Here is a 22,746-nt window from a genome sequence, read left to right as displayed (position 1 = left end):
ACGATTGAAATCATTGAGCGTAAATCTTCTGATTTTATTCTGCGGATTTATTAGTAATTCCGTATATTCGGAAGATAGAAACTATACCTATTATATCGAATGGAACGAGGTGAAAGGGAATAACGGATATAAAATTGAAATTCGAAAAAAGGGTTTGGAAGATACGATCGTTAAGGAAGAGAAAGTGTCTACAAACAGTCTGGAGTTTAAGATCCTTGCGGGGGAATACGAGTTTAGAATCTCCGCGCTCAATCGTTTTGGAAAACCGTCCTCTTGGAGTCAGTGGTCAGCTTTTTTAGTGGAGCAGGATCGCCCAAAGAGTATGGTGGAAGCGGAAAAAAAACAAACATTTTCGGGTTCGTCTTCTTGGAGGATTTGGGTTCCCGGCTTGGTTCCTCTGGAAAAAAAAGAATACGGAAAGGCCTCCTTGATACTGTTTTGGTTCGGAGCCTTGGCTGTTGCGGGTAATGCGGAAAGGAACGCAGGAAATTCACTTTCACAATCTTCCACGAACGATCCGACTTTTATAACGTTAGTCGCCTTGTATTCTTCCGTACCCGTGAGTTATTATTTCATCCATCAGAGGGAAGAGGATAAAAAAGAATACAATCGGCATCAAAGTAATCAGGTAGGCATAGGAGTGTTAGCCCTTTTGAGTTACGGTTTGAACGTTTGGCTGGAAAAACGTTCTTTCCATTCCACTACGGTTTTGATAGAATCGAAATCGGAAAACAATTCAAGATGGATCTATCCGAATTCACACACAAATTCGATTTTGTCGCTTGGAAGGGTCGAGATCAGTTTTCGCAAAGAATTCGAGTGAATTTTATTTTAAGGAATCGAAACTCGCCGTGAATAAAATTTCGAACTATATTCTGAAAATGGAATGTATGATTATTTTTACTTTTCTTTTTATCCGTTGTTCTGCGCCTTTTCCCGATCTGAACTCGGGGGTTTTGTTTTTGGCTCTGTTGAATTCCGGCAATATACAAAATACTACGGCTACTCCAGGCGATCCGAACCTTGTCCTGAAATATCTTTTTGTAACGGTAGGAACTTCGACGGGTCAATTGGGAGCGGGCACCGTAACGGGTGCAGATTCCGTTTGTAGCGCCGAAAAAAATGCGAACTTTTCCGCGTTACCCGGAACTGGATCCGATTATAAGGCCTTGATCGTGTCTAACGTGGCTCCGATCCGAAGAGCCTGTAACGCAACCGCGAATTGTACGAATATAGGAGAAAACTTGAATTGGATACTCTTGCCGAATCAGGATTATTATCGAGGAAGTGTAGCCAGTCCCGTAAAAGTGTTTACTACGAATTCGGCGGGGATCGTTTTGTTTCCGACCGCAGCCTCTTGGGACTTAAGCGCGGCCAATCTCTGGTGGACGGGTTTGGTCGATGACTGGAGGATCAGCGGTGGTGATACGTGTAATAACTGGACGGACGGAACCGGCGGATCGACCGGTGAATTTGGAGCCGGTGCCGTAACTAACTCGAATACGATTAATTCCGGTGGATTCTCCGATCCATGCAATACGCCCAAAAAACTTGTATGCGTTCGACAGTAGAAAGCCGTCGCTTAGATTTGTATAACGTTACTAAAAAATTGGCCCTTGGATTTTCTTAAATCCGGTTTTAAGAACGGGTCTGGATCAGTTTATAAGGATTCTTTGATGGATCTTTTTTGGCTTCAACTTTTGTGTTAAAAATTGGAATGCACCGAATTCCCCGTTTTCAATCGACGAAAGAATTCCCAAAATGCTAAAGATAGCGTCTATGAGGCGTTTGAAGGAACGATTTCTAATTATATTTCGGGTTTTGGAGCGAGTTTTAAATCGTAATGTAGAGAATTAGAAAATCTTGTAATTCTAATGTCCCCCGTTGCCATTGGAAGCACATTAGAACGAATTCTAAAATAAGAGTTTAAAAAGATGGGCATGAATGGTTGGCTGACTTCCCTATGAAATGGACTTTTTTCTTAAGTCTCGCGGTCCTAATCCTCCTTTACCGATGTAGCGGAATCGCCGGGCCTCAGTTGGTGAACGATGAAGATTTTAGAACTCGAAAATTATCCGCAATCCGCTTGAAACTGCTTTTGTGTGTGCCCATGGATCCGTCTCAAATATCCTCTAAAAAAACAGATTCCGGGGAGTCGATTCTTGCGGGAGTTATCACCGGATTCTCCTCCGCAATTCCTGGAAAAAGCGTATTTTACCTCGAAAAAGACGTCGAGTATTGCGAGCTTAGTTTGTTTGCAGCTCCTTGCGGAAATTCCACGGAAGAATTTTGGATCAATCATATGAACACGTTGATCCAATCCTGTGAACCGAAGATCGCTTGTATGGGAGGGAAGGAACATCCGGGCACGGGGACGTTCTGCTTGGATTAGAATCGTTAGGTCGTATTCTAAAATTGTTAAGCGAATTGTAGAAACGGATCAACGCGGAGAATTGGAAAGTAATTCTAAAATTCTACGGAGTTCTTTCTCTTCGGGTCCATAAAGATTCCACTGAATCACGTCTGCGCCTTGAAGACGTTTCCAACGCCAGTCCAGATTGGAGGATGCACGGTTTGGCGCCGTAGCTTTTTCGCCTTTGAGCGCATCTGCGTAAGGTCGTTCAGAAACCGAATACCACCACAAAAGAATCGGCTCTTCGCCGGAAGGACTTTTTAATCGAGCTTTTTGCACTCCGTCCTCTCCGCCTTGTTCTAAAAAAGAAAAACCGACTGCTTCAAAGCAAATCCTCGGATCGTGTCCGGTGCCTATCGTAAATAGATCCCGTTTGAGAATCAGATAATTCTTATCGGAACGATAGACCGCGATGCGAGAGTCGTTTCGAGTGGAATCGGGATCCAATGCAAAGGATAGAATTTTAGAAGGCCACGAATGAATTTTCGGTGCAAGAAAGAGATTCTGTGTAAGAAACATAATCGTCAGTAAGGGAAGAAAAAACCAAACGATCTTCGGGGGGAATCGAAGACGAAGATCCGATATTCGAAATGATCTTTCTTTGTTTGAATTCGGAAATAAAAGAGCGATTGCGCCCAAGGGAACGATCACCCCGCTGAGAAAAAAAATCACTCCTACGAATTCGTGTCTCCAGGACGAGGCAGGAATATTAAAAAGAACTAATGCACAAACGCGTATCCAATTGGAAAAAAACCAAAGCGGAAACGTTAAAGATGAGATCAAAATCGCCCCCGAACGATTGGAGCGAAGAAGAAACGCCGCCGCGATCAAAATGGAAGCAAGTCCCATCTTCAGTCCTTCGCAGGCCCTATCCACCGTGAAAGATTCTCCGTTGAAAAAAATTTGGTTACCGAGCGACGAACTCAAAGGATCCCAAAAGTGCAACAACCAAGCGCCCCACTTTGTAACGATCAATCGAAGTTGAAATCCTAAAAAAAGAGAGCCAAAACCTGTGATCGGCGGAATCGCGAATACAAAAAACGGAGCCGGCCAGGAAAAACGGATTCCGCTTTTATGAAGCACGGCGAGCAGGTTCCAAAAAGATCCTATCCAAACAAGGCTAAGTCTTTGATAAAAAATTCCCGCGATCACAAAGGAAACTCCGGGTAAAAACAGCCAAAGTTTTGTCGGGTCCTTTCCTTTTCGTATAAAAAGGGGCAGAAATAAAAGCGGGTATAACTCGAATGCCGAGCGGACGCTGAGTAAATCCTTCCCGACCACCGCCATCGGAATCAAACAACTCGCGACGAGAACGAGGATGGAAAGGATTTTTCTAAGATTTATGGGCATAAGAATCTTAGGCGTTTAAATCATATTCAAAAAAAGGAATGTATTTTTTGAAATCTGAAATAAACGATCACACCGAAAAGGACACAGAGGATCAGGATCCATTCTCCGGGTTCAGGAACGGCGCCCGGCGCTTCGAGTTTGCTCTGTCCGAGCGCGGAAGGCTCCGATTTGATTCCGAATCGTTTGTAATCGTCCTCGGTTTCAAGAACGATCAACGTGGAAACGGGTGATACTACCATCGCGTCCCGCGCCAGCGCTACGAGATCCTGATTTTCCAGATCCCGATCAAAGAAACGTTTTCCCAGTTGTCGCATTATTTTTCTCTGTATCAACATTCGGATCAGAAGATCTCCCCCGGGTTGTTTAACGTCCGTTTGGTCAGATTTTTCGAGAGTAAGTTTTGCGTAGGGAAGGGAGACAGTCTTTTCCTTTTGAATCGGTACCGAGATTTTTCCGTTTTTGAGAAGCTCTAACAATTCGTTTTCGTTTTCGGCGACTGGAAGAATTTGATCCAGATCGACAAGGCTCGCGACGTACTCGGATTTTTTCCCGTTGACGATCGCGATCTTCGGAATTACGCTCCGATTCCCCGCACTCCTCTGCATATTTTTAAAACGGTCCGAACCGCGAAGTTCTCCGAAAGGGATGGACTGATTCTCTCCGGCGACGATCCAGATCGGATTTTTGCCGATTTTTTGAGCGGATACGATTTCACTCAGGTGCAACGGAAAAAGATTGAAGGCCGGAATTTCACACTCATCCAAATACCGCATCGCTTTTTCGGAATCCTTTGTCTGAAACCATTCGTTGGTAAGAATCGTAACCGGGATTTTGAACTCGTATAATTTATTTACTAATTTTTTCCAATCGGAACGGGAAAGAGCCTCGTTTAGAACCACGATCATTCCATCGGGTTGAAACGAAAAAGATTCGAGTTGTTCAGGAAACACGTTGTATGACATACCTCCCGCGGAAACGATTCCTTTTGCCGGAGTTTCCGGAAAGGAAAAGGACCAACCTAAGAAACCGCTTTTACCCGTCCATTGACGCACTTGGGAATCCGAAACCACCTTTTCTTTGAGGGAAATTCCGGAAGAATCCAGATCCATTTGCGAGGAAGTAAATACATCGACGTTGACCCTTTGATCCGCGAAGTCGGAGACGGGTCCTTCCAACCGAATCCGTTCGTAAGTCAGGGTTTTACCGTCGGATTTCAGAGGAGATACGATTCCGATTCTTACCATACGATAGTCTTCGGGGTTGACCGGGAAAACGCGAAGACGAAGTCGATTCCCATCCAACCATTCCACATAAGACGGATCTCTTCTTTCAGCGCCAACGATCGTCTCATACGCGTTACGCGCCGTTGATTTGAAAGTGAGTCTCGCCGGGCGTTCCTCTCCGTTTACCCAGAGCGATAGTTTCGTGCAGATGCTGCCTGGAGGAACTGTGATCGTATAGATCGCCTCTTCCGGAGTCGCGAATAAGGAACCGAAACGAAGAAAAGAACGATCCGAAGAAGAATTTTCGTTATAGATGGAAATCGTAGTTTCGGTATATGAAACCCTAAGTTCGGGATAAACTTGAACGTGGGAATCTATGTCGGTCGTGATCAATGAATTCCCTCTCCACAATCGTTCGAGATAAGCGTGCGATCTTCCGAAGAGTAGATGTAAAATTCTTCCCGCGTCTTCCGGAGTGATTCTATGCTGTTGTTCGGTGCGAAACAAGGAAAGAAATCCTTGAGAAGCGAAATAGGCAAGCGGATCGAACTGACTCTGGGAAGCGAACATTCCCATCTGAGATCTTCGGTCGGGCTGTAAGACCATTTCGGTCACGTGATTTACGCGTAATCTTCCCGCCTTTTGAATCCATTCCGGCAGATCCGCGTCGATTCGATTATGACCCTGAAGGGCTTCGGGTTTGGTGAGAACTCCGTCGGCGTGGTTCCATTGAACGAAATAATACGAAGAATAGCCTAAAAGAAAAATGCAGGAAAAAAGGATCAAACCGAGGGAGATTTTCTTTTTCCCTTCGTCTAGTTTGGAATGTATTATAAAACTTGAATATCCGAAAGCGATCATCGCAAACAAAGGACCGTAGGGAAGAAACCCAAGTCCCGCCATCCAAACGAGAGCCCAACTAAAAGCCATCAGAGGAGCTAAAACCAAAACAAAAGCCAAGGACAGATAAGCGCCGAGTATTAGGATCGGTTGAAAGAACGGAAGGATCAACTTCGGAATTCGATCGACAAAAATCGAAGCAGCTAACAAGATAAAGGCGGTCCACAAAGACCAAACGGTTCTCTCAGTAAAAGGAGGAAAAACTTCGTGATTTAGGACGTACGAGTTTACGGCGAAACAAGTCCCTGAAAGTAACAAAGTGAAAACCAAGAATTGTTTGTAGCTCGGGAAAATCACGTAGAGGATGAGGGAGAAAAAAGAAATAAATAGAATCGCAATCAACCCGAAGACTAAAAAGAGGAAGAACTCGCCGTGACCACCTTTGATGGAAAAAACAAACTCGAGAATTCCGTAGGAAACGAATCCGAGCACGATAGTGGAGGCGAACAAACCCAAAAACCAAAGCCAGGCCGGGGCATTCCACTTGAAAATTTGAACACTTCTTTGAAGGTATTCTTGGATTTTAGTTTTCATTGTTTTTGTCGATTCTTCCTTATGGTTTCTCTCTAAGAATATATCAAAAGTTCGGATGAAAGTCTGCGGTTTGAGTGTCCAGGATCGAGCACTCAGGTGCTTGACTTAAAAAAAATGGATCACAACCCGTAAAAGATATACTTTTCTTTAACAAAGGAAGTCGGTAATTCTTTCGTTTTTTCATAACTTCGGAAGAAGAGAACCCAAGAGGGGAGTGAGGAACCGAAAAAGGAGCAAAAATTAAGGATCCGAAATCCGGATCAAAGCTTGTTCTTCATCGAAATAGAGAATCGGATTGTGATACGCGACCAAGATCGTTTCGTTTTCCTTTTGGATTCTCTTTTCCATTTGAAAAACCAACTCCAAAGCTTCCGGATCCAGTGCTGCGGATCGGATCGTTTTACAAAGATGTTTTCCCTTCGGTTCGTAATTCTTTTTGTAAAGAGCCACAAAGGACATGGTTTTTTTCTCCAATTCTCGGATTTTTTCTCTTTGTCCGGACGAAGGAATTTTGAGCACGCTTAGATCCAATTCTTTGAGGATTTTTTCGGGTAAATACATTAGAAAAGAATAATACTTTAATATTTCATCCGGATTTATATCGGATTTAGTTTTCATTTTGAAATCCTGATTGGGACAAAGAAATTTTTGAAGAAAAGGTTCGCTTTCATAAGATTTGTTTTTAAAACAAAGGATCAACTTTTTCTTATCCATTCTAAAAAAAATATCAAAATCCGATGACGATAAATCTCAGATTTGCGGGGAAAAGACAATTCTGTTTGAATCCTTGGAGCCGATTTGTAGGTTTTAGAAACAATTCCAAAGTTGATTGAAAGGGTTTCTTTCCGGAGGAGACGATGAAACAGAATTTATCGGTGGGAGAACGTTTCGGATTCGAATATGTGGTTCCCTTGGAGAAGACAGTTCCTTATATTTTTCCCGATCTAAAAGAAGATTCTTTGTATCTGCCGGAGGTTTTTGCGACCGGTTTTTTAGTCGGATTGATCGAAGCCGCGTGCATCCGGCATTTGGAAAAAACGGTCGGGCCACAAGAGGGTAGTTTAGGAATTCATATCGACATCAGTCACGAGGCGCCGACTCCTCCCGGAATGAAAGTTACCGTTGAGGTCGAAATTTCAAAAGTTCAAGGTCCTAAGGTCGAATGGTCGGTTCTGGTTCGAGATGAAGTCGATATCATCGCAAAGGGAAGACACGAAAGATTTATTTTGAAATGGTCCAAATTTCGATCCCGTTTGGAAAGGAAAAAAGACAAGAGACAAATCTCCACGAATTGAATTCTTACGGAAGGAGGAGAATGTTTGATTCCGAAGTTTTCATTCTACGACTCGATCAAACCCGCGCGGATCGCATACATTACTAAATCCGCAACTTTATGAAGGTCTAATTTTTTCATGATGTTCGCGCGGTGGACCTTTACGGTTGCGGGAGAAATTCTCAAAATTTTCCCGATCGATTCGTTGGAGTTGCCTTCCGCGACCAATTTTAAAATTTCTCTTTCCCGATCCGAAAGAACCGAAAAAGCCTTCTTCGCGTCTTGGTTGTCTTCTCCCGGTTTTCCGGAACCCACAAAACCAGAAAGAAAATGAGCAGTGATTCCGGGACTTAAATACGTTTCTCCTTTGTGAACGGCTTCGATCGCGCGTAAGAGATCGTTTCCGGCGTCGTCTTTGAGAACGTACCCGTTGATCCCGAGTTCGAGTAATTTCTGAACGTATTCCTTGTTATCATGACGAGAGAGAATGATGGTTCGAATGTTCGGATAATGTTTTCTTAGATTTTTCACCAAGTCAATTCCGCTTAAACCCGGCATGGAAATATCCGTGATGACAAGATCAGGATTCAACTTTCCGATTTGATCCAGAGCTTTTTCGGCGTCTCCGGATTCTCCGCAAATTTCCAATCCGGGTTGTCCGGAAAGAATCATCTTAAGCCCTTCTCTGAGAATGGCGTGATCATCGACTAAGAATATTTTAGTTAGAGGTTTCATATTTTTTTTGCAGTTGTATTTTTGCTTTTTTCCAAAGGAATCCGAATGATAAACTTAGTCCCTTTTCCCGCGGAAGAATCAATCTTAAATTTACCGTTTAAATCTTCCACTCTTCTTCGTATATTTTCAAGTCCAAATCCGGAAGAGCGGGCCCTTACTTTTCTTTCTTGAAATCCGATTCCATTGTCCTTTGCATCCAAATACAACTGTCTTCCTTTGATTTGAATCTTGAGTGAAATTTTTTTTGCCTGAGAATGTTTGGTCACGTTTTGAAAAATTTCCTGAACGATTCTGAAAACTTGATTCGCAACGGTCGGTTGTAGTTCCTGTTTTAAGTTGAGTTCCAATTCCGATTCCACATCCATCGGAGGAAATAAATCCGAACTCAAGGATCGAATCGCGGCTTCCAAACCGATTTCACGAAGTGTGGAAGGATGTAGGTTTGTATAAATGTCTCTGAGTTCCTGACTCGCTTTATCGATCAAAAGAAGTCCCGTATCAAACTGTGCCTCGTAGATTTTCGGATTTCGATTGAAGGCTTGGAAGTTGAGTTTTGCCGCGAGAATCGTCTGACCGACTCCGTCGTGTAATTCCCGAGAAAGTCGGATTCTTTCTTCTTCCTGCGATTGCAGTAGTTTTGTGTGAAGGTTTGCGATCTTTTTTTCGAGACGTTTGTTTTCGGTGATGTTTTTAAGAATGATACCGATACTTTCCCCGAAACGAAACACGGAATAACCGTAATACGTTTTTTGTTTTCTAAACTCCTGATTTTGAACCTTTCCTCTTTTGGAAAGATGGATGTTGGAATCCATTTCTTCCTGATCCACAGGGTTCAACCCAAAAACACGAAATAAATTCTTTCCGATGACACTTCGGGAACTTCCCACAAATTCCTTACGAAAGGATTCATTCGCAAAAAGGATCGTCCGCTTATCATCGATCGCGACGATCGGAGCGATTTCTCTCAGAAGATTGAGAAAGAATTTGGGAGAAAGTCCCGATTCCAAAGAAGCGGAAGCTGAGAGTTTTTGATTCTTAACTTTCAAATCGGACATACGAGGTTCAGAGCATCTCACGCGATCGAAAGAAAGCAAAGAAAAAAAGAAACCCCGGAAAGAAAATCCCGGGGGAAAATGAGTTCAGTTGGAAGGAGGGAAAACTTCGGACAGGACAGGGGAAAGATACCAATCCGCGTTGAGATTTCCCATCGATTCATACCAAGGTTTAAAAGACGGATACGATTTTCGAATGTCCGTACTTTCATAAGGCCAGAGAAAATTTCCGGGAATCAAAAGCGCCCATGGAAATCCGGTGGAATCCAGATAAAGATCCTTTCCGTTCGAATCAAAGTATCTTCTCGGAAAGTGAATCTCTTGGTTCGTATTGATGACCTTGATGAACGTATCGTAAGGAGCCGCGCCCAAGGTTACCCGATTGATTGCACTTTGTAAAATGACTTCTAAGCTGGCGGACTTTCCGATCTTGAAAGTTGTGTTGGATCGGGAAGTGTTCGAAGAAGGAATCGTAAGGCCGGACTTTGGAAGAATTTCGAGGGCTTGGATCGTCGTATCCGCGGCGGAAAAAGTATTTTCCACCGTGGTTCCGTCATAAGCGTAACGAGTTAAGGAATAAGACGAAACGGTCGCTCCCGGGATCGTAAGATGCAAAGTGTGATTGTATCCCGCACCTTTGGCGACGTGAGTATATTTGGCGCGGATTCTTGAAACCTGTCCTTTTGCGTTCCAGTCTTCTTCAAAAACGACCCTTACGTTGTAATCGTTAAAGTCCGCGTCTCCTTGATTGGGAAACAAGTCTTCGTAGGAGATCGTATAATAGCCGCTAGCCGGATACCGAAACGTACTCGCACGGGTCGGGTCGTTCGGATAGGTATCGTCTCGGTCCACGATTCCGTCTCCGTCGCTGTCGGGAAGAATCACATTATTTCCTTTGATGATCACGGTGATTTTGCGCGTAATGCTGAACGAATTTATAATTTCAATTTCGGCTTCGTAGAGTTGACCGAAGGCTTCCACTTTCAGAACCACCTTTCGAGTCGCTTCGTCGACGGTGAAACTTCCTTTTACTTCTCCGTTTTCCGAGGTTGCGGCCCGAAAGACCGATTTTTGAGCCGTGTTGTCGATATTAAAGATTTGAACTAAACTTCCGGAAATCGGAGACTCCGGACTCAAAACTTGGATGTTTACGTTTACGGTTTTGGTTGTATCGAAAACAAAATCCAGAGGAGCGGTTTCGTCGTTGATCACGATGCTGAACGGTTGTTCTCCGTCCGGTGCCGGAGAAGGGCTCGGAGTAGTCGCGCTCAACAACCAAAGAAGATTCGGATCCTGAGAGTTCGTGCAGGCATTGAATCCTAAAAGAAGAATCCCAGTAAGAATCAAACCCGCTATTTTTGGAAAACCTCTCATACGTCCCTCCGACTTTCGCCTCAACGAGTCTTATTCTCGCATGGGTAAGGAAGAACAACAATAGACCGAAATGTTTATTTTGTTAAGCGAACAGGTATAAAACGACATGGAAAAAAATCGCGTTAAATGACCAATTCCGAACCTTTAATCAATAAAAGAATGAATGCAAAATCGTATCAAAATCGATTTTGTTACGTCGCCCATCGACGAGAATTTTTATCAACGAGCCGTCGCTAAAAAATTCTCGAGAGACTTGGTCCGGAAAGAATGGAAATCTCCGGAGGAGTTGAACTTGCAATACTGAAGAATTTTTTCGGGAATCTCGCTGTATTTCGCTTCTTCGTTGTTGATTTTGATCATCATGTCCGCTAAGTAGATCGGAAATACGTAAGGTTGAAATTCCTCGTCGACGAGCAACGCTCTATGATGATATTCCATTGCCTTTGCATAGACCTCAGGGAAATTCCATTTTTCGGCGATGAGAGCTCCGACTTTTGTATGAGTGATTCCTAATGCTGCTTCCTCCATGGAAACCGCAGAGGCGATTTCTTTGGAAGCGGCGATTTTACCGATGCTCTTCATCGTTCTTTCCTCCAGCGAAAGAAGAATGATCTCTCCGATATCGTGTAACAACGCGGCCGACATAAGATTGCTGATCGTGTCTTTCGGAAGTGCCATACGGTTCGCGATGAGTTTACAATAAAAAGCGCACTGATTCGATTTCTCCCAGATCGTAAGAAACGCGGGAAACTTATCTTCGAGAATTTGTTTTGTTCCGAGGGAATAGAGGAGCTGATTGAGTTCTTTGAGACCGATGAGCTGGATCGCTCTGTCCAGAGATTCCACTTTGTTGGCACGGATAAACGCTGCCGAATTTGCAAGTTTTAGAATATTCGCGGAAAGGGCTACGTCCTTTTTGATAACCTCGGCGATTTGGCTGATGGAGGAGTTCGGTCTTTCGATCATCGCTTGAATGTCCTGGATCGATTTCGGAAAGGTCGGAAGTGCATCGATATTCTTTAGGATGTCTTCCGTTTTCTGAAGTTGGAGATTCTCTTTGCTGATGTTGAGAGGGATGTCGATGATTACGCTCGTATTGTTACCTTGACTTTCGATCTTATAAGAGGACGCCGCGAGTCCGTCGTTTTTAAGCATCATCAAAGACATGATCAATCCAAGTCCGGCTCCTTCGGTTTCATCTCCCGCTTCGAGAAAGGCTTCGGCAAGGTCGTTGTATTGTTTTGCCTTTTCGATTCTCTGATTGATACGTTCCACTTCGGTAGGACTGAGTTTTACGTTGTTCATCACTCGAATTCGAATCATGTCCTTGTTGTGGATAAAGGATACGAGTACGACGAAGTTGTTGCGAAGAAGGAGTTCTTCGTATTTTTCCTTATTGTCCAGATACTTTTTCTTAAACCCCAAAATCTTTTGTTTGTAGATTTCCGGATTTTGAATATCGGCTTCGAGTTCTCTGAAATAAATTCTTTTGATATTGGCTTTGATGGAATTGGCGATCGTTTCTCTTAACGCAGAGAAGACGGAATCGCGAACGTAGATGATGTCGAGCTGTAGAAGATAACGATCCAAGGTTCTGCTGATGATGGAATCCACGTTTTCCGTAAGATTGTGAAATTTGTAGTGGATGGGTGCGTTTTCTTGGACCGGGTCGTTGAGGTCTTTGAGATTGCTGTAAAAGCCGAGATCTTGGTGGTGATGCAATTCTAATGTTTTGGTCTGGCTCATATTCTTTAATTCTTCCGGGCGTCTTCTTTTCTTGTCAAGTCATCAAGAATTCTTCGCTTGATTTCTTGGAAAAATATTTCCTAATTCTATTTCACTTTTATCACAATTATAAGATTTCTTTGTTTTAGTTTTTTAACTTTATTCCGTCGCATTCCGAATTACAAAAAAACCGAATTCTTATCAATGAATCCTTTTCGCTTTAGCAAAATTCGACGCGGAGAAATTCCCTTTCCATACGGTTCGACCGGATTCTGAACATGAAAAAGGATAGGGAATGAACGCCTAACGCGCAGGAAGGCGACTTTTTTTGAAAAATCCGTCACGCATCGGATCGTCTGCGGTTTCTTGTGTCGTGTATAAAAAAAGAGCACAAACTCGCTTACAAGGGTTCGATTCCGGCTTAGGAACGCTTTTATAAGGAAGGAAACATCTGATTCTTATAAATCGTTTCGGAACGATTCTTCCTTGGCAAACGGTCTCAAAGGAATGAATCGATGGAAAAAGACGGATAAAAAGAATTGCTTTCCCTTTCCCCGATGATAGAATGAGGCCGCCCGATCGGGCTTATTCCCTAAAGAATACTTTTGTAACTAGATAGATTGAAGGAGCTACTTCCGATGCCAACTTTACAGGAATCTCCGGTAAAAAAACCGAATTCTAACCCGACTCCGTCCCTACCTGCAGTGGACAAGGCTGAAATTGAACGTGTGTTTAAACTGCAGAAACAACATTTTCAAAAGGTCATGAAACTGACCAACGCCAATGAACGAATTCAGCGTTTGAAAAAACTCAAGGCCGCGATTATCAAATACACTCCTGAAATCGAAAAAGCGGTGAACGCCGATTTTCGTAAGAACGAAAGGGAAGTCGATATCACAGAAATTATGCCTTCCATCTCCGAAATTAACGATGCGATTCATCACGTTCGAAGATGGATGAAACCTTTGAACGTAAAAACTCCGATGACACTTTTCGGAGCGAAAAGTCAAATCCTCTACGAACCGCGGGGTGTGGTTTTGATCATCGGACCTTGGAACTATCCGTTCTATCTGACCATGGCTCCTCTCGCGGCTGCGATTGCGGCGGGAAATACGGTTCTCATCAAACCTTCCGAATTTACCCCTGTGACGTCTAACTTGGTTCAAAGGATCGTTTCCGAAGTTTTTCCAAAAGAAGAAGTGGCGGTGTTCGAAGGGGATTATCAAGTTTCCAGCGCGCTTATGGAACTTCCTTTGGATCATATCTTTTTTACGGGAAGCACCCACGTTGGAAAGATCGTTATGACTGCGGCCGCTAAACATCTGACTTCCGTTACGCTTGAGTTAGGCGGTAAGTCCCCCGCGATTCTGGACCGAAGTGCTGACATCAAGAAAGCGGCGAAAAAACTGGTTTGGGGAAAGGTGTTGAACGCCGGGCAAACCTGTGTGGCGCCGGATTATCTCCTCATTCCGAACGATCTCGTAAAACCCTTCGTAGACGAGGCGAAAGCGGTAGTAAAAGAATTTTATACAAAAAACGGGAAGGCTCTCAAAGACAATCTCGACTTTTGCAGAATCGTAAACGATCGTAACTTCAATCGGGTTTCCGGTTATATCCACGAGGCGGTGGAAAAAGGCGCTAAGATCGAGATGGGTGGAGACACGGACGCTTCTCAGAATTACATCGAACCTACGATCCTCAGCAACGTACCTGAAAATGCGAATATTATGGAAGATGAAATTTTTGGACCCGTTCTTCCTCTGATTCCTTACACGACTCTGGACGATGCGATCGAGAAGATCAATTCCAAACCGAAACCTCTCGCGCTTTACATCTTCGGAAAGAAAAATCGTTCGATCAAAAAAATCCTGAAAGAAACTTCCTCCGGGGGAGTGGCGGTAAACGACGTGATCCTTCACCTTGTAAACCCAAATCTTCCGTTCGGCGGGGTCAATCATTCCGGACATGGAAGTTATCACGGCTTTTTCGGGTTTAAGGCATTCTCGCACGAACGTTCCGTTCTGCATCAGTCTCCTTTGAGTTCGATAGGATTGATGTATCCGCCTTACACCAATTTTGTGAAAAGACTCGTTGCTTTTACGAAGAGCTTTTTGATCTAAGAATTTAGAATCCGACTTTTCTTTTGTTTCAAAGAAATCCTCTGGAATCGGGCTTCGGTCGGACCTCCAGGGGATTTTTTATTTCCGAGTCTGGTTCGAAGCCGAAGCGAACTTTAAAACGGGAAAAACTTTTGTGTGGGATTTGATTTCGATCAAGGATCGATTTGGAATCGAAAGAAGAGTTCGTATTCTTTTCAGCGGTTGCGACGGCCGATTTTTTTCTCTTTTCCAATCGGATCGTTTGCGGTTTTCTTATTCTCGTTTGAGACCTTTCTTCCGGAGATGAAAAAGAAATTTCGAGGATTTTTCGAAAAGGTGGTCCATCGATTTCAACAAGGTTCACTTTGTGAGATCGATCCGTCCGTCATCCAAAATGAGGAGTTCCCACATTTTCCGCTTCACCCTTTTTGGTAAAAAACTTCTTTCGTGACCGTAAGCGAAATCTTTTCCAAACGTTAGAAGAGAACTGGAGTGGGAAAAATCCTACCAGCAATCCTGACCCCGCAAGTTTGCAGGTTGAAAGCGAGCTTGGGAGCAAGAATCGTCCTAAGAAGGAGTTTTTAGGAGTTCCTACATGGGGATTTGTGCTTGCGAAATTAGAATTTTGTGATATAGCAAAGTCCTCCGGATTTTTTCCACCACCCGCCCCGCCACCCAAAATTTGGGTGGGGCCGCGACTTTTACGGTAGAACCGTCGGAGTTCCGACAAATTCTTCTTAAATTCAATTCAATCTGTAGGCCAGGTTCAGAGGCGAGTCTGGAAAGATCGGTTCGAATTTCCCTTCTAAGGAGGTTTTTCAGAAAAATAAAGTAGACAGAGTTGTCTGTTTTTATTTTCTTAAAATAGACCAGTTGGTCTATGGAGAGTTTTATGCAACAGCTTATGTTCCTTCGTCCTGGGAAGTTGGAATGGTGGGATGTTCCGCAGCCTCGTCTGGAATCGGACGAAGACGCTTTGGTGGAACCAATCGCGGTCGCAAGATGTGATTTGGATTTGGGGATTTTGCTCGGAGAAGCCCCCTTTAAAGGAAAGCTACTTCACTTTATTAGAAATCATGCATACAGTTTGATTTCAAACACCGCTTTAGGAAAGGCTCCGTTCAGAGGCCCTTATCCGTTCGGTCACGAGTTCGTCGCAAAAGTCAAAACTGTAGGAGATCGGGTTAAAAACGTAAAGCCGGGAGATCAAGTCATCGTCTCGTTTCAGATCGCTTGCGGAAAATGTGCCCGTTGTAAGATGGGATTGACGAACAGCTGCGCATCCGTTCCGCCTCGTTCCATGTATGGATTCGGCGATCTGGGTGGAAAACAATGGGGGGGAGCATTTTCGGATTTGGTTCGAGTTCCTTTTGCGGATTATATGCTCATTCCGCTTCCCGGTTCCCTTTCACCTGCAGACGCAGCGAGTATGAGCGATAATATTCCGGACGGTTACAGAACGGTCGGACCGTTCTTAAAACAAAATCCGGGGAGTTCCGTTCTGGTTGTCGGAGGCGGCGCGAAGAGTGTCGGACTGTATTCCGTGATGATCGCTCGTGCGATGGGTTCACCCGTGACCTACGTGGACGACGACCCTCAGCGAAACCAAATCGCCGAAAGTTTCGGTGCTCTGGTCGTCTCGGAAAAATATCCCGATCCTTCGGTTCAATATCCGATCACGGTCGACGCGAGTGCGAACGAAGACGGACTCGCATTTGCACTCCGATCTCTTCTTCCCGGAGGTCACTGCACTAGCGTCGGAATCTATTACAAAAGAAAAACTTCCATTCCTCTATTGGAGATGTATGGAAGGGGAGTAACGTTTCAAACGGGAAGAGTGAACGTTCAACCTACTCTGCACGATCTCTTGCATTTAGCGGAACATCCTCATTTCTGTCCGTGTAAGGTTACAACGTTGACCGCTTCTTGGAAGGATGCACCGGAAGCGTTGTTGGATCCGGGACCGAAGGTGGTCATTGAAAGACGTTAGATGCGAGATTTGTTCTTGCCTTCTTTGATAATCCTCAGATTCTTCTCCGGCGTGTGTGGAAACAAACGGATTCTTATCGAAACAACTCGGGTTGATAAGAATCTTGTCCGCTCGAACAACGCGGACTTCTCTTCGCCGGTTGGAAAATCATGAAACAAAGAATTCTAAAAACTCTTCTCGGAATTGTCATCTTCTCCATTCTTCTTCTCATCGGAGGCGCTTGGTATTTTTCAGGAGTTTTGATGAGTCCGAAACCGCATCGTTGCACTCGGGAACATTACATTTTTTGCGAAGATCCAAAGTCGGACTTAGGATTGGATTTCGAGAATATAGAATACAAAACGAGAGACGGGTTGAAAATTTCGGCTTGGTGGATACCCGCCGCCAAAAAATCGGATAAGGTGATTCTTTCGATTCACGGCCGTGGCGCTACGAGAAGAGAAGGTCTACGTTATGTGAGATTGTTCCACGACCAGGGAATCAACCTCATTCTTCCTGACCTAAGGGATTGTGGAAAAAGTGAAAAATCTTTTAGTTCGATGGGTTATCACGAAAGAAAGGATCTTCTCGCAACTCTCGAGTTTGCAAAACAAAGAGGGATGAAGTCTTTCGGCATTCTAGGTTTTTCAATGGGTTCTTCGACTTCCATTCTTTTTATGGCGGAGAATCCGGAAGTCAAGGTCGGAATTTTTGATTCCGGATTTGCCGACTTTACGGACGTGATCGCATACAACGCAAAAAAAGATTTCGGACTGCCCAAGTATCCGCTTTTGCCCTTGGTGGTCTTCTTTTACGAACTTCGAGGCGGATTGGAAACCGACGAGTTGTCTCCGGAAAAAGTTATCGGAAAAATTTCTCCGAGACCGGTTTTGATCTTTCACGGAGACGCCGACAACGGAGTTCCTTACGAACACGGAGTTAGGTTGGGCAATGCGGCAAAAGAGCCGAAGGAATTTGTGGGAATCCCCGGAGGAGAACACACAAAACTCTGGCAGAAAGATGAAAAGACGGTCTCGTCCAAAATTCTAAAACTAATTCAAAAGTTGTAATATTTTATTTTTCTAATATCCGATCCGTCTCCGGATCGGATAAGATAAGAGTAAAGTTAGAGAGCCGCGTTTGCCGCGGCAAGGGCCGCCTCGTAGTTCGGCTCGGATCCTATCTCGGGAACAAGTTCCACATAACGCACAACGTCGTTTTTATCCACTACAAAAACCGCTCTTGCGGAAAGTCCTTTTAACGGGCCCTCTGCGATATGAGTTCCATAAGCTTTGGAAAAGGAAAAATCTCTGTATTGCGAACCGGTGACTAGGTTTGGGGAATCGATTCCTTCGATGGAACAAAACCGTTTCATCGCAAAGGGAAGATCTCCGGAAATGATCAGAGTGGAAATTCCGTTTAGACCAGCGGCTTTTTCGTTAAAAACCTTGGTTTCCATCGCGCAGACGGAGGTGTCGAGACTTGGGACTGCGACTAGAATTTTCACTTTGCCCGCGTAGTCTTTTAAACCGAATTCGGAGAGATCCTGTTTGATCGCTTTAAATTCGGGGGCCTTTTCCCCGAGCGCGGGAATTTTCCCTTCGAGCGGAACCGGATTTCCTTTGAGTGTAACTTGTGCCATTTTGTTTTCCTAAGAGTCCTTTTTGGATATGAATAAGATCCAATCCTAATGAAAGAATCCGGACTTGAAAGCAAACTTTCCCTTTCGGCGTCGGAATTCTTTCTCTTCGAAAGGTTTTCTTTTTTGATTGTGCAAGAATTTATATCCAATCCGAAAGTCGAACCGCTTTCACTCGGATCCAATTTTATATGTCCTCTTAAAAATCGCTTGCATTCCGATCGAAGATGAAAACAAGCTGGTCAAAGAACTCGTTTTATGAATCTCAATCGTGTAAACAATCCATTCAATCTCAACACGGTCATGCTGTGGCTCGTGCTTGTGGTGGTCGTCCGACCACCGGGACCTTGCTTTACGCTGTAGAGATTTCTTTCAGGCGCAATCCTAAGAAAAGCCTCTTCCGGTGTAAAGCCGGGGAGGCTTTTTTATTTTAAGGACATTCCTGAGTCGATGAGCGGTTCGTTGTAAAGATTTTTTAGAAGGATATCAAAGAATGGAATTAAGCGGAGCGGAGTTGATCGTTCGATTTTTAGAATACGCCGGCGTTGAAATTGTTACGGGAATTCCCGGTGGAGCCAGTCTTCCCATCTATGACGCTTTACACGAAAGTAAAATTCGTCATATCCTCGCCAAACACGAACAAGGCGCCGGTTTTATTGCGGGTGGAATGGCTCGTGCGTGCGGGAAACCCGCGGTCTGCCTGGCCTCTTCCGGACCGGGGGTAACAAACCTTATCACCGCAGTGGCAGACGCGAAGATGGATTCCGTACCTTTGATCGCAATTACGGGCCAGGTTTCAGTCTCGCTGATCGGAACCGATGCATTTCAAGAGATCGATACTTTGAGTCTTTCAATTCCGATTACCAAAAGAAGTTATCTTGTAAAAAAAACGGAAGACCTAATCAAAATTCTTCCTCAGGCCTGGATTACTTCCGTCGAAGGGAGACCCGGTCCCGTTTGGATCGACGTTCCCAAAGACGTCGCGTCCGGAAAAATCGATTGGGATCCGGAAAAAGAATCAAAATATTGGAATATTCAAAAAGAGGAAATTTCTAAAAAAATTGATCCGGATTGGATCGATCGTTTCCGGGATATGATCGCCGAAGCGGAGAAGCCCATCTTTTATATAGGCGGCGGATTAAATCGACCTTTATCCGCGGGATTATTCCGTGTTCTTCAGGAAAGACTGGAGTTCCCGGTAGTTTCGACTTTGATGGGTTTGGGGATTTGTGAAGATCAAAACCCTTTGTTTTTAGGAATGCTCGGAATGCACGGTTCCAGAGCCGCTAACATGGCATTGGAAGAAGCTGATCTTTTGATCGCGCTCGGAGTCCGTTTTGACGACCGCGCAACCGGAAAGTTGAGCGAGTTTTGTCCGAACTCAAAGATCATTCACGTCGACATCGATGCGACCGAAATTGGTAAATTAAAAATTCCTAATCTTTCTCTGAAGTGCGAAGTGGAGGATTTTCTCAGACAAATCTTGGAAGTTCAGATTTCTTATCAAATCTGCGCTTTAGAAGGATGGAAGGAGCGAATTTCCACGTTAAAAGTTTTATACGGACTTCCTCTTCCGAGCGAGGACGATACACACCATCCGTTTTCGGTAATTCGTAAGATTTCCGAAATTTTAGGCGACCAAGCGATCGTTACTACGGACGTAGGTCAACATCAGATGTGGGTCGCTCAATACTATTCCTTTCAAACACAAGGAAGTCTTTTGACTTCGGGAGGATTGGGGACGATGGGATTCGGTCTTCCTTCCGCGATCGGCGCCGCTCTGGTTTCTCCCGGCAAGAGGATCGTTTGTGTTTCGGGCGACGGATCGATTTTAATGAACATCCAGGAACTGGACACTCTTCGGGAACTGGATTTGGACGTTACGATCCTTTTGATGAATAACGGACACCTCGGCCTTGTACGTCAACAACAGGAGCTGTTTTTCTCCTCGAGATTTTCCGCTTCGCAGTTCGTTACGCCGACGGACTTTATAAAAATTGCATCCTCATTCGGGATTCCTTCTTACGAGCTCGGAGAAGAATCGTCGGCGTCCGAATTGTTAAGCGAAGTTTTCGGAAAAAAAGGGCCTTCGTTTATCGTATTGAAGGTTTCTCCGGGGCTTCACGTGCTTCCTATGGTTCCCCCGGGAAAAGCGAATCGAGAAATGATACATTGATATTTTAGAATATAGGAGAATACTAAAATGATTTTGATGGATTCGAATGAAAAAAAAGAATTTTCGTTTTATTTAGCTTCGGAGGAGGGGCCCGCCTCCATTCTTCGCCTTATCGGAATTTTGTCCCGCAAATCCATAGACTGGAAGGATTGGCGCCTTTGGCGCAACATCGAAAATAAAACCCAGGATCTTATCATTACAATCCACACCGGGCAACCGGAGAAAATTCTGAACTTATTCCGGACGATTCCGGAAATTACAGGAGTCCACTATGTCGAGTCGGATCCAGAATCTGAAACAATATCTAAACGCTCTTCCGGAAAGGCCGAGGAGCTTACCGTTTTCACTTCTTGAAGGCGGGATCGATGATCTTTTACTTCGTTTAACAAAAAAGTGTTCCGGATGTTTTCTTTTGGAAAGTCATCCGGGATACCCGGATAACTACCGTTATTCGTATCTTGGATTTTCTCCATCCTTCCAGTTCCGCGGATATCCCGGCAGACTCGTCTTAAACGGACAAGATCATTCCACAAAAAATCCTTACGAAACTCTCAAAGAATTGTTTCCTAATCGAAAAAACTCGAAGAAATATTTGGGCGGTCTGGTCGGGTTTCTTGCCTACGACGCTGTCTCCCTTTTTGAACCGGTTACGAACTTGAAACCGAGGGAAGGATACCCTCTCTTTTCCTTCGGATTGTATTTGGACGGAATAGTAATCGATCACCTTACCGGAGAAACTGAATACTTTTATTATTCGGAAAATCGAGTCGAGGAGTTGCTGACTTTGATTCTCGAAAGGAACGAATCGGAGGGAACAACTCAAATCCGTCCTTTGGGATATTCTAAAACAAAAGAAGAATATTCTAATATGTTTCAAAAAACAAAAGAGGAGATATTGGCCGGAAACACTTTTCAGTGCCAGATAGGGTTTGAGGAACGGTTTCAAATCGAAGGCAGTTTGATTCCGATTTATCAATCTCTCAAAAGGAACAATCCTTCCCCCTATCTTTTCTTCTATAAGGATCAAGAATTGGAGACGTTCGGTTCCAGTCCCGAATTGTTGATTTCACATCGAGATCGGATCGTTGAGACCTATCCGCTCGCTGGAACCTATCCCCGGGGAAGAACTTTCTACGAGGATCAAACACTGACAAAAAAATTGTTAAACGACGAGAAGGAACTCGCGGAACATTCGATGCTGATAGACCTTCACAGAAACGATCTTAGCCGAGTTTGCGAAATAGGAACAGTCAGATTAAAAAAAGAATTCGAAATTCTGAAATTCACCCACGTTCAGCATATCAAGAGCGAAGTCGTAGGCATTTTAAAGGAGAACGAAAATTCATTTTCAGGTCTCGCTTCCGTTTTTCCCGCCGGAACTCTGACGGGGGCTCCGAAGGTGGAATCGATCAAATGGATTCAGAAAACGGAAAAGGATGAACGAGGGCTCTACGGCGGAGTTCTCGGATATTATTCGTTAGACGGCAGTTCGCAATTCTGCATTTTGATTCGAAGTCTTTTTCGGATGGGATCGTCCGCGTATTCTAGGGCGGCTTCGGGTATCGTTTTGGATTCGGTAGAAGATTTAGAATATCAAGAAATTCTAAATAAACTAAAAGCGATTCAAAAATCTATTGAGGAATTTATTGTATGAAAAACTGCGTAGTCGTCGACCATTACGATTCTTTTACATATAACCTCGTTCATCTATTGGAGGAAAGTCTGAGTTCGTATTCTCAAAAATTTAGGCTTTCCGTTTTTAGACAGGACCAAGTCGGTTTAAACGATATTCTATCAGTAAATCCGACCCATATTCTTCTTTCCCCGGGTCCGGGACATCCGGAAGATCCCGAATACTTCGGAGTTTCAGAGTCGATCTTAAGGCTTCAAAATCCCTATATCAAAATTTTGGGTGTTTGTCTCGGTATGCAGGGAATTGTCACTTCATTCGGTGGAAGTCTTCGCAGATCGAAAGTTCCGCATCACGGGAAAACCTCTCGGATTTCTCACAATCAAAAAGGGATTTTTTTAGGAATCTCCGATACGATCAACGTTATGCGTTATCACTCTCTGGAGGCGGTTCAGGAATCTTTACCGGAATGTCTGGAGATCACCGCAAAAGTGGAGAGGGAAGTTCCGGCGCTAATGGGTGTAAGACACAAAATTCTTCCCGTAGAAGGAGTTCAGTTTCATCCGGAATCCTTTGCAACCGAATATGGAAAAAAGATGATCGAAAATTTTCTGAGATAGGACTAACGCCGGTTTTTTCCCGGCTTTGGTTTCA

At 44.1% G+C, this 22,746-nt stretch carries 19 protein-coding genes; 11 read left to right on the top strand and 8 right to left on the bottom strand.

What is annotated here, in order from left to right; genetic code table 11:
- Positions 1-4: 4 nt before the first annotated feature.
- The 3 genes from JWG45_RS21105 to JWG45_RS21095 all read left to right on the top strand — a co-directional run bounded on the left by JWG45_RS21105 (position 5) and on the right by JWG45_RS21095 (position 2,392).
- Complete coding sequence (locus JWG45_RS21105; protein WP_205281580.1) at positions 5-823, top strand: fibronectin type III domain-containing protein; 819 nt, start codon at positions 5-7, stop codon at positions 821-823.
- A 28-nt stretch (positions 824-851) separates the two neighbouring features.
- Positions 852-1,571 carry a DUF1554 domain-containing protein gene (locus JWG45_RS21100; protein WP_332476870.1) on the top strand — a complete coding sequence of 240 codons (720 nt, stop codon included), beginning with the start codon at positions 852-854 and terminating at the stop codon, positions 1,569-1,571.
- Between the two features lie 392 nt (positions 1,572-1,963).
- Positions 1,964-2,392 (top strand): hypothetical protein, encoded by a 429-nt coding sequence (locus JWG45_RS21095; RefSeq protein ID WP_205281579.1) that lies wholly within the window; start codon positions 1,964-1,966, stop codon positions 2,390-2,392.
- Between the two features lie 48 nt (positions 2,393-2,440).
- Here the strand turns inward: JWG45_RS21095 and xrtN are convergent, their stop codons facing one another.
- The 3 genes from xrtN to JWG45_RS21080 form a co-directional block, all read right to left on the bottom strand.
- A complete protein-coding gene (xrtN, locus tag JWG45_RS21090) occupies positions 2,441-3,763 on the bottom strand; it encodes an exosortase N (protein ID WP_205281578.1) in 1,323 nt (440 codons plus the stop codon).
- A gap of 26 nt (positions 3,764-3,789) precedes the next feature.
- Positions 3,790-6,420, bottom strand: coding sequence for an XrtN system VIT domain-containing protein (locus JWG45_RS21085; RefSeq protein WP_205281577.1), 2,631 nt, complete (start codon positions 6,418-6,420; stop codon positions 3,790-3,792).
- A 240-nt stretch (positions 6,421-6,660) separates the two neighbouring features.
- Positions 6,661-7,038 carry a hypothetical protein gene (locus tag JWG45_RS21080; protein ID WP_205281576.1) on the bottom strand — a complete coding sequence of 126 codons (378 nt, stop codon included), beginning with the start codon at positions 7,036-7,038 and terminating at the stop codon, positions 6,661-6,663.
- 239 nt (positions 7,039-7,277) lie between these two features.
- Here JWG45_RS21080 and JWG45_RS21075 point away from each other — a divergent pair, with 239 nt between their 5' ends.
- On the top strand, positions 7,278-7,715 hold the full coding sequence (locus JWG45_RS21075; protein WP_205281575.1) for a thioesterase family protein: 438 nt from the start codon (positions 7,278-7,280) through the stop codon (positions 7,713-7,715).
- A 44-nt stretch (positions 7,716-7,759) separates the two neighbouring features.
- Here JWG45_RS21075 and JWG45_RS21070 read toward each other — a convergent pair whose 3' ends face one another.
- From JWG45_RS21070 to JWG45_RS21055, 4 genes are all read right to left on the bottom strand, one after another.
- Positions 7,760-8,428, bottom strand: a complete 669-nt coding sequence (locus JWG45_RS21070) for a response regulator (protein WP_205276905.1) — start codon at positions 8,426-8,428, stop codon at positions 7,760-7,762.
- On the bottom strand, positions 8,425-9,483 hold the full coding sequence (locus tag JWG45_RS21065; protein WP_205281574.1) for a sensor histidine kinase: 1,059 nt from the start codon (positions 9,481-9,483) through the stop codon (positions 8,425-8,427). Before JWG45_RS21065 ends, JWG45_RS21070 begins: the two co-directional genes overlap by 4 nt.
- An 84-nt stretch (positions 9,484-9,567) precedes the next feature.
- Complete coding sequence (locus JWG45_RS21060) at positions 9,568-10,854, bottom strand: LruC domain-containing protein (RefSeq protein ID WP_205281573.1); 1,287 nt, start codon at positions 10,852-10,854, stop codon at positions 9,568-9,570.
- A gap of 219 nt (positions 10,855-11,073) precedes the next feature.
- A complete protein-coding gene (locus tag JWG45_RS21055) occupies positions 11,074-12,600 on the bottom strand; it encodes an HDOD domain-containing protein (RefSeq protein WP_205281572.1) in 1,527 nt (508 codons plus the stop codon).
- Between the two features lie 617 nt (positions 12,601-13,217).
- Between JWG45_RS21055 and JWG45_RS21050 the strand changes: the two genes are divergently transcribed.
- The 3 genes from JWG45_RS21050 (at position 13,218) to JWG45_RS21040 (ending at position 17,717) form a co-directional block, all read left to right on the top strand.
- Positions 13,218-14,699: an aldehyde dehydrogenase family protein gene (locus tag JWG45_RS21050; protein WP_205281571.1), complete on the top strand. Its 1,482-nt coding sequence runs from the start codon at positions 13,218-13,220 to the stop codon at positions 14,697-14,699.
- A gap of 871 nt (positions 14,700-15,570) precedes the next feature.
- The gene (locus JWG45_RS21045) at positions 15,571-16,668 is read left to right on the top strand and encodes a zinc-dependent alcohol dehydrogenase (protein ID WP_205281570.1); all 1,098 of its coding nucleotides are present in this window, start codon (positions 15,571-15,573) and stop codon (positions 16,666-16,668) included.
- A 149-nt stretch (positions 16,669-16,817) separates the two neighbouring features.
- Positions 16,818-17,717 carry an alpha/beta hydrolase gene (locus JWG45_RS21040; protein ID WP_205281569.1) on the top strand — a complete coding sequence of 300 codons (900 nt, stop codon included), beginning with the start codon at positions 16,818-16,820 and terminating at the stop codon, positions 17,715-17,717.
- Positions 17,718-17,773: 56 nt separating this feature from the next.
- Here JWG45_RS21040 and tpx read toward each other — a convergent pair whose 3' ends face one another.
- Positions 17,774-18,289 (bottom strand): thiol peroxidase, encoded by a 516-nt coding sequence (tpx, locus tag JWG45_RS21035; protein ID WP_205281568.1) that lies wholly within the window; start codon positions 18,287-18,289, stop codon positions 17,774-17,776.
- Positions 18,290-18,779: 490 nt separating this feature from the next.
- Here tpx and ilvB point away from each other — a divergent pair, with 490 nt between their 5' ends.
- Genes ilvB through JWG45_RS21020 form a run of 4 tightly spaced genes read left to right on the top strand, consistent with a single transcriptional unit; the run spans position 18,780 to position 22,712 of the window.
- On the top strand, positions 18,780-20,462 hold the full coding sequence (ilvB, locus tag JWG45_RS21030; RefSeq protein ID WP_205281567.1) for a biosynthetic-type acetolactate synthase large subunit: 1,683 nt from the start codon (positions 18,780-18,782) through the stop codon (positions 20,460-20,462).
- Positions 20,463-20,489: 27 nt separating this feature from the next.
- The gene (locus JWG45_RS22350) at positions 20,490-20,816 is read left to right on the top strand and encodes a hypothetical protein (protein WP_232380809.1); all 327 of its coding nucleotides are present in this window, start codon (positions 20,490-20,492) and stop codon (positions 20,814-20,816) included.
- Positions 20,734-22,116, top strand: coding sequence for an anthranilate synthase component I family protein (locus JWG45_RS21025; protein ID WP_205281566.1), 1,383 nt, complete (start codon positions 20,734-20,736; stop codon positions 22,114-22,116). The genes JWG45_RS22350 and JWG45_RS21025 overlap by 83 nt, the downstream gene beginning before the upstream one ends.
- Positions 22,113-22,712 (top strand): anthranilate synthase component II, encoded by a 600-nt coding sequence (locus tag JWG45_RS21020; RefSeq protein ID WP_205281565.1) that lies wholly within the window; start codon positions 22,113-22,115, stop codon positions 22,710-22,712. Before JWG45_RS21025 ends, JWG45_RS21020 begins: the two co-directional genes overlap by 4 nt.
- Positions 22,713-22,746: the final 34 nt, after the last annotated feature.

This window comes from Leptospira ainlahdjerensis, from assembly GCF_016919175.1.
GTDB classification, from domain to species: Bacteria; Spirochaetota; Leptospiria; order Leptospirales; family Leptospiraceae; genus Leptospira; species Leptospira ainlahdjerensis.
Note: the sequence above shows the minus strand (reverse complement) of the source record. Positions and strands in the feature narration are given on the sequence as shown.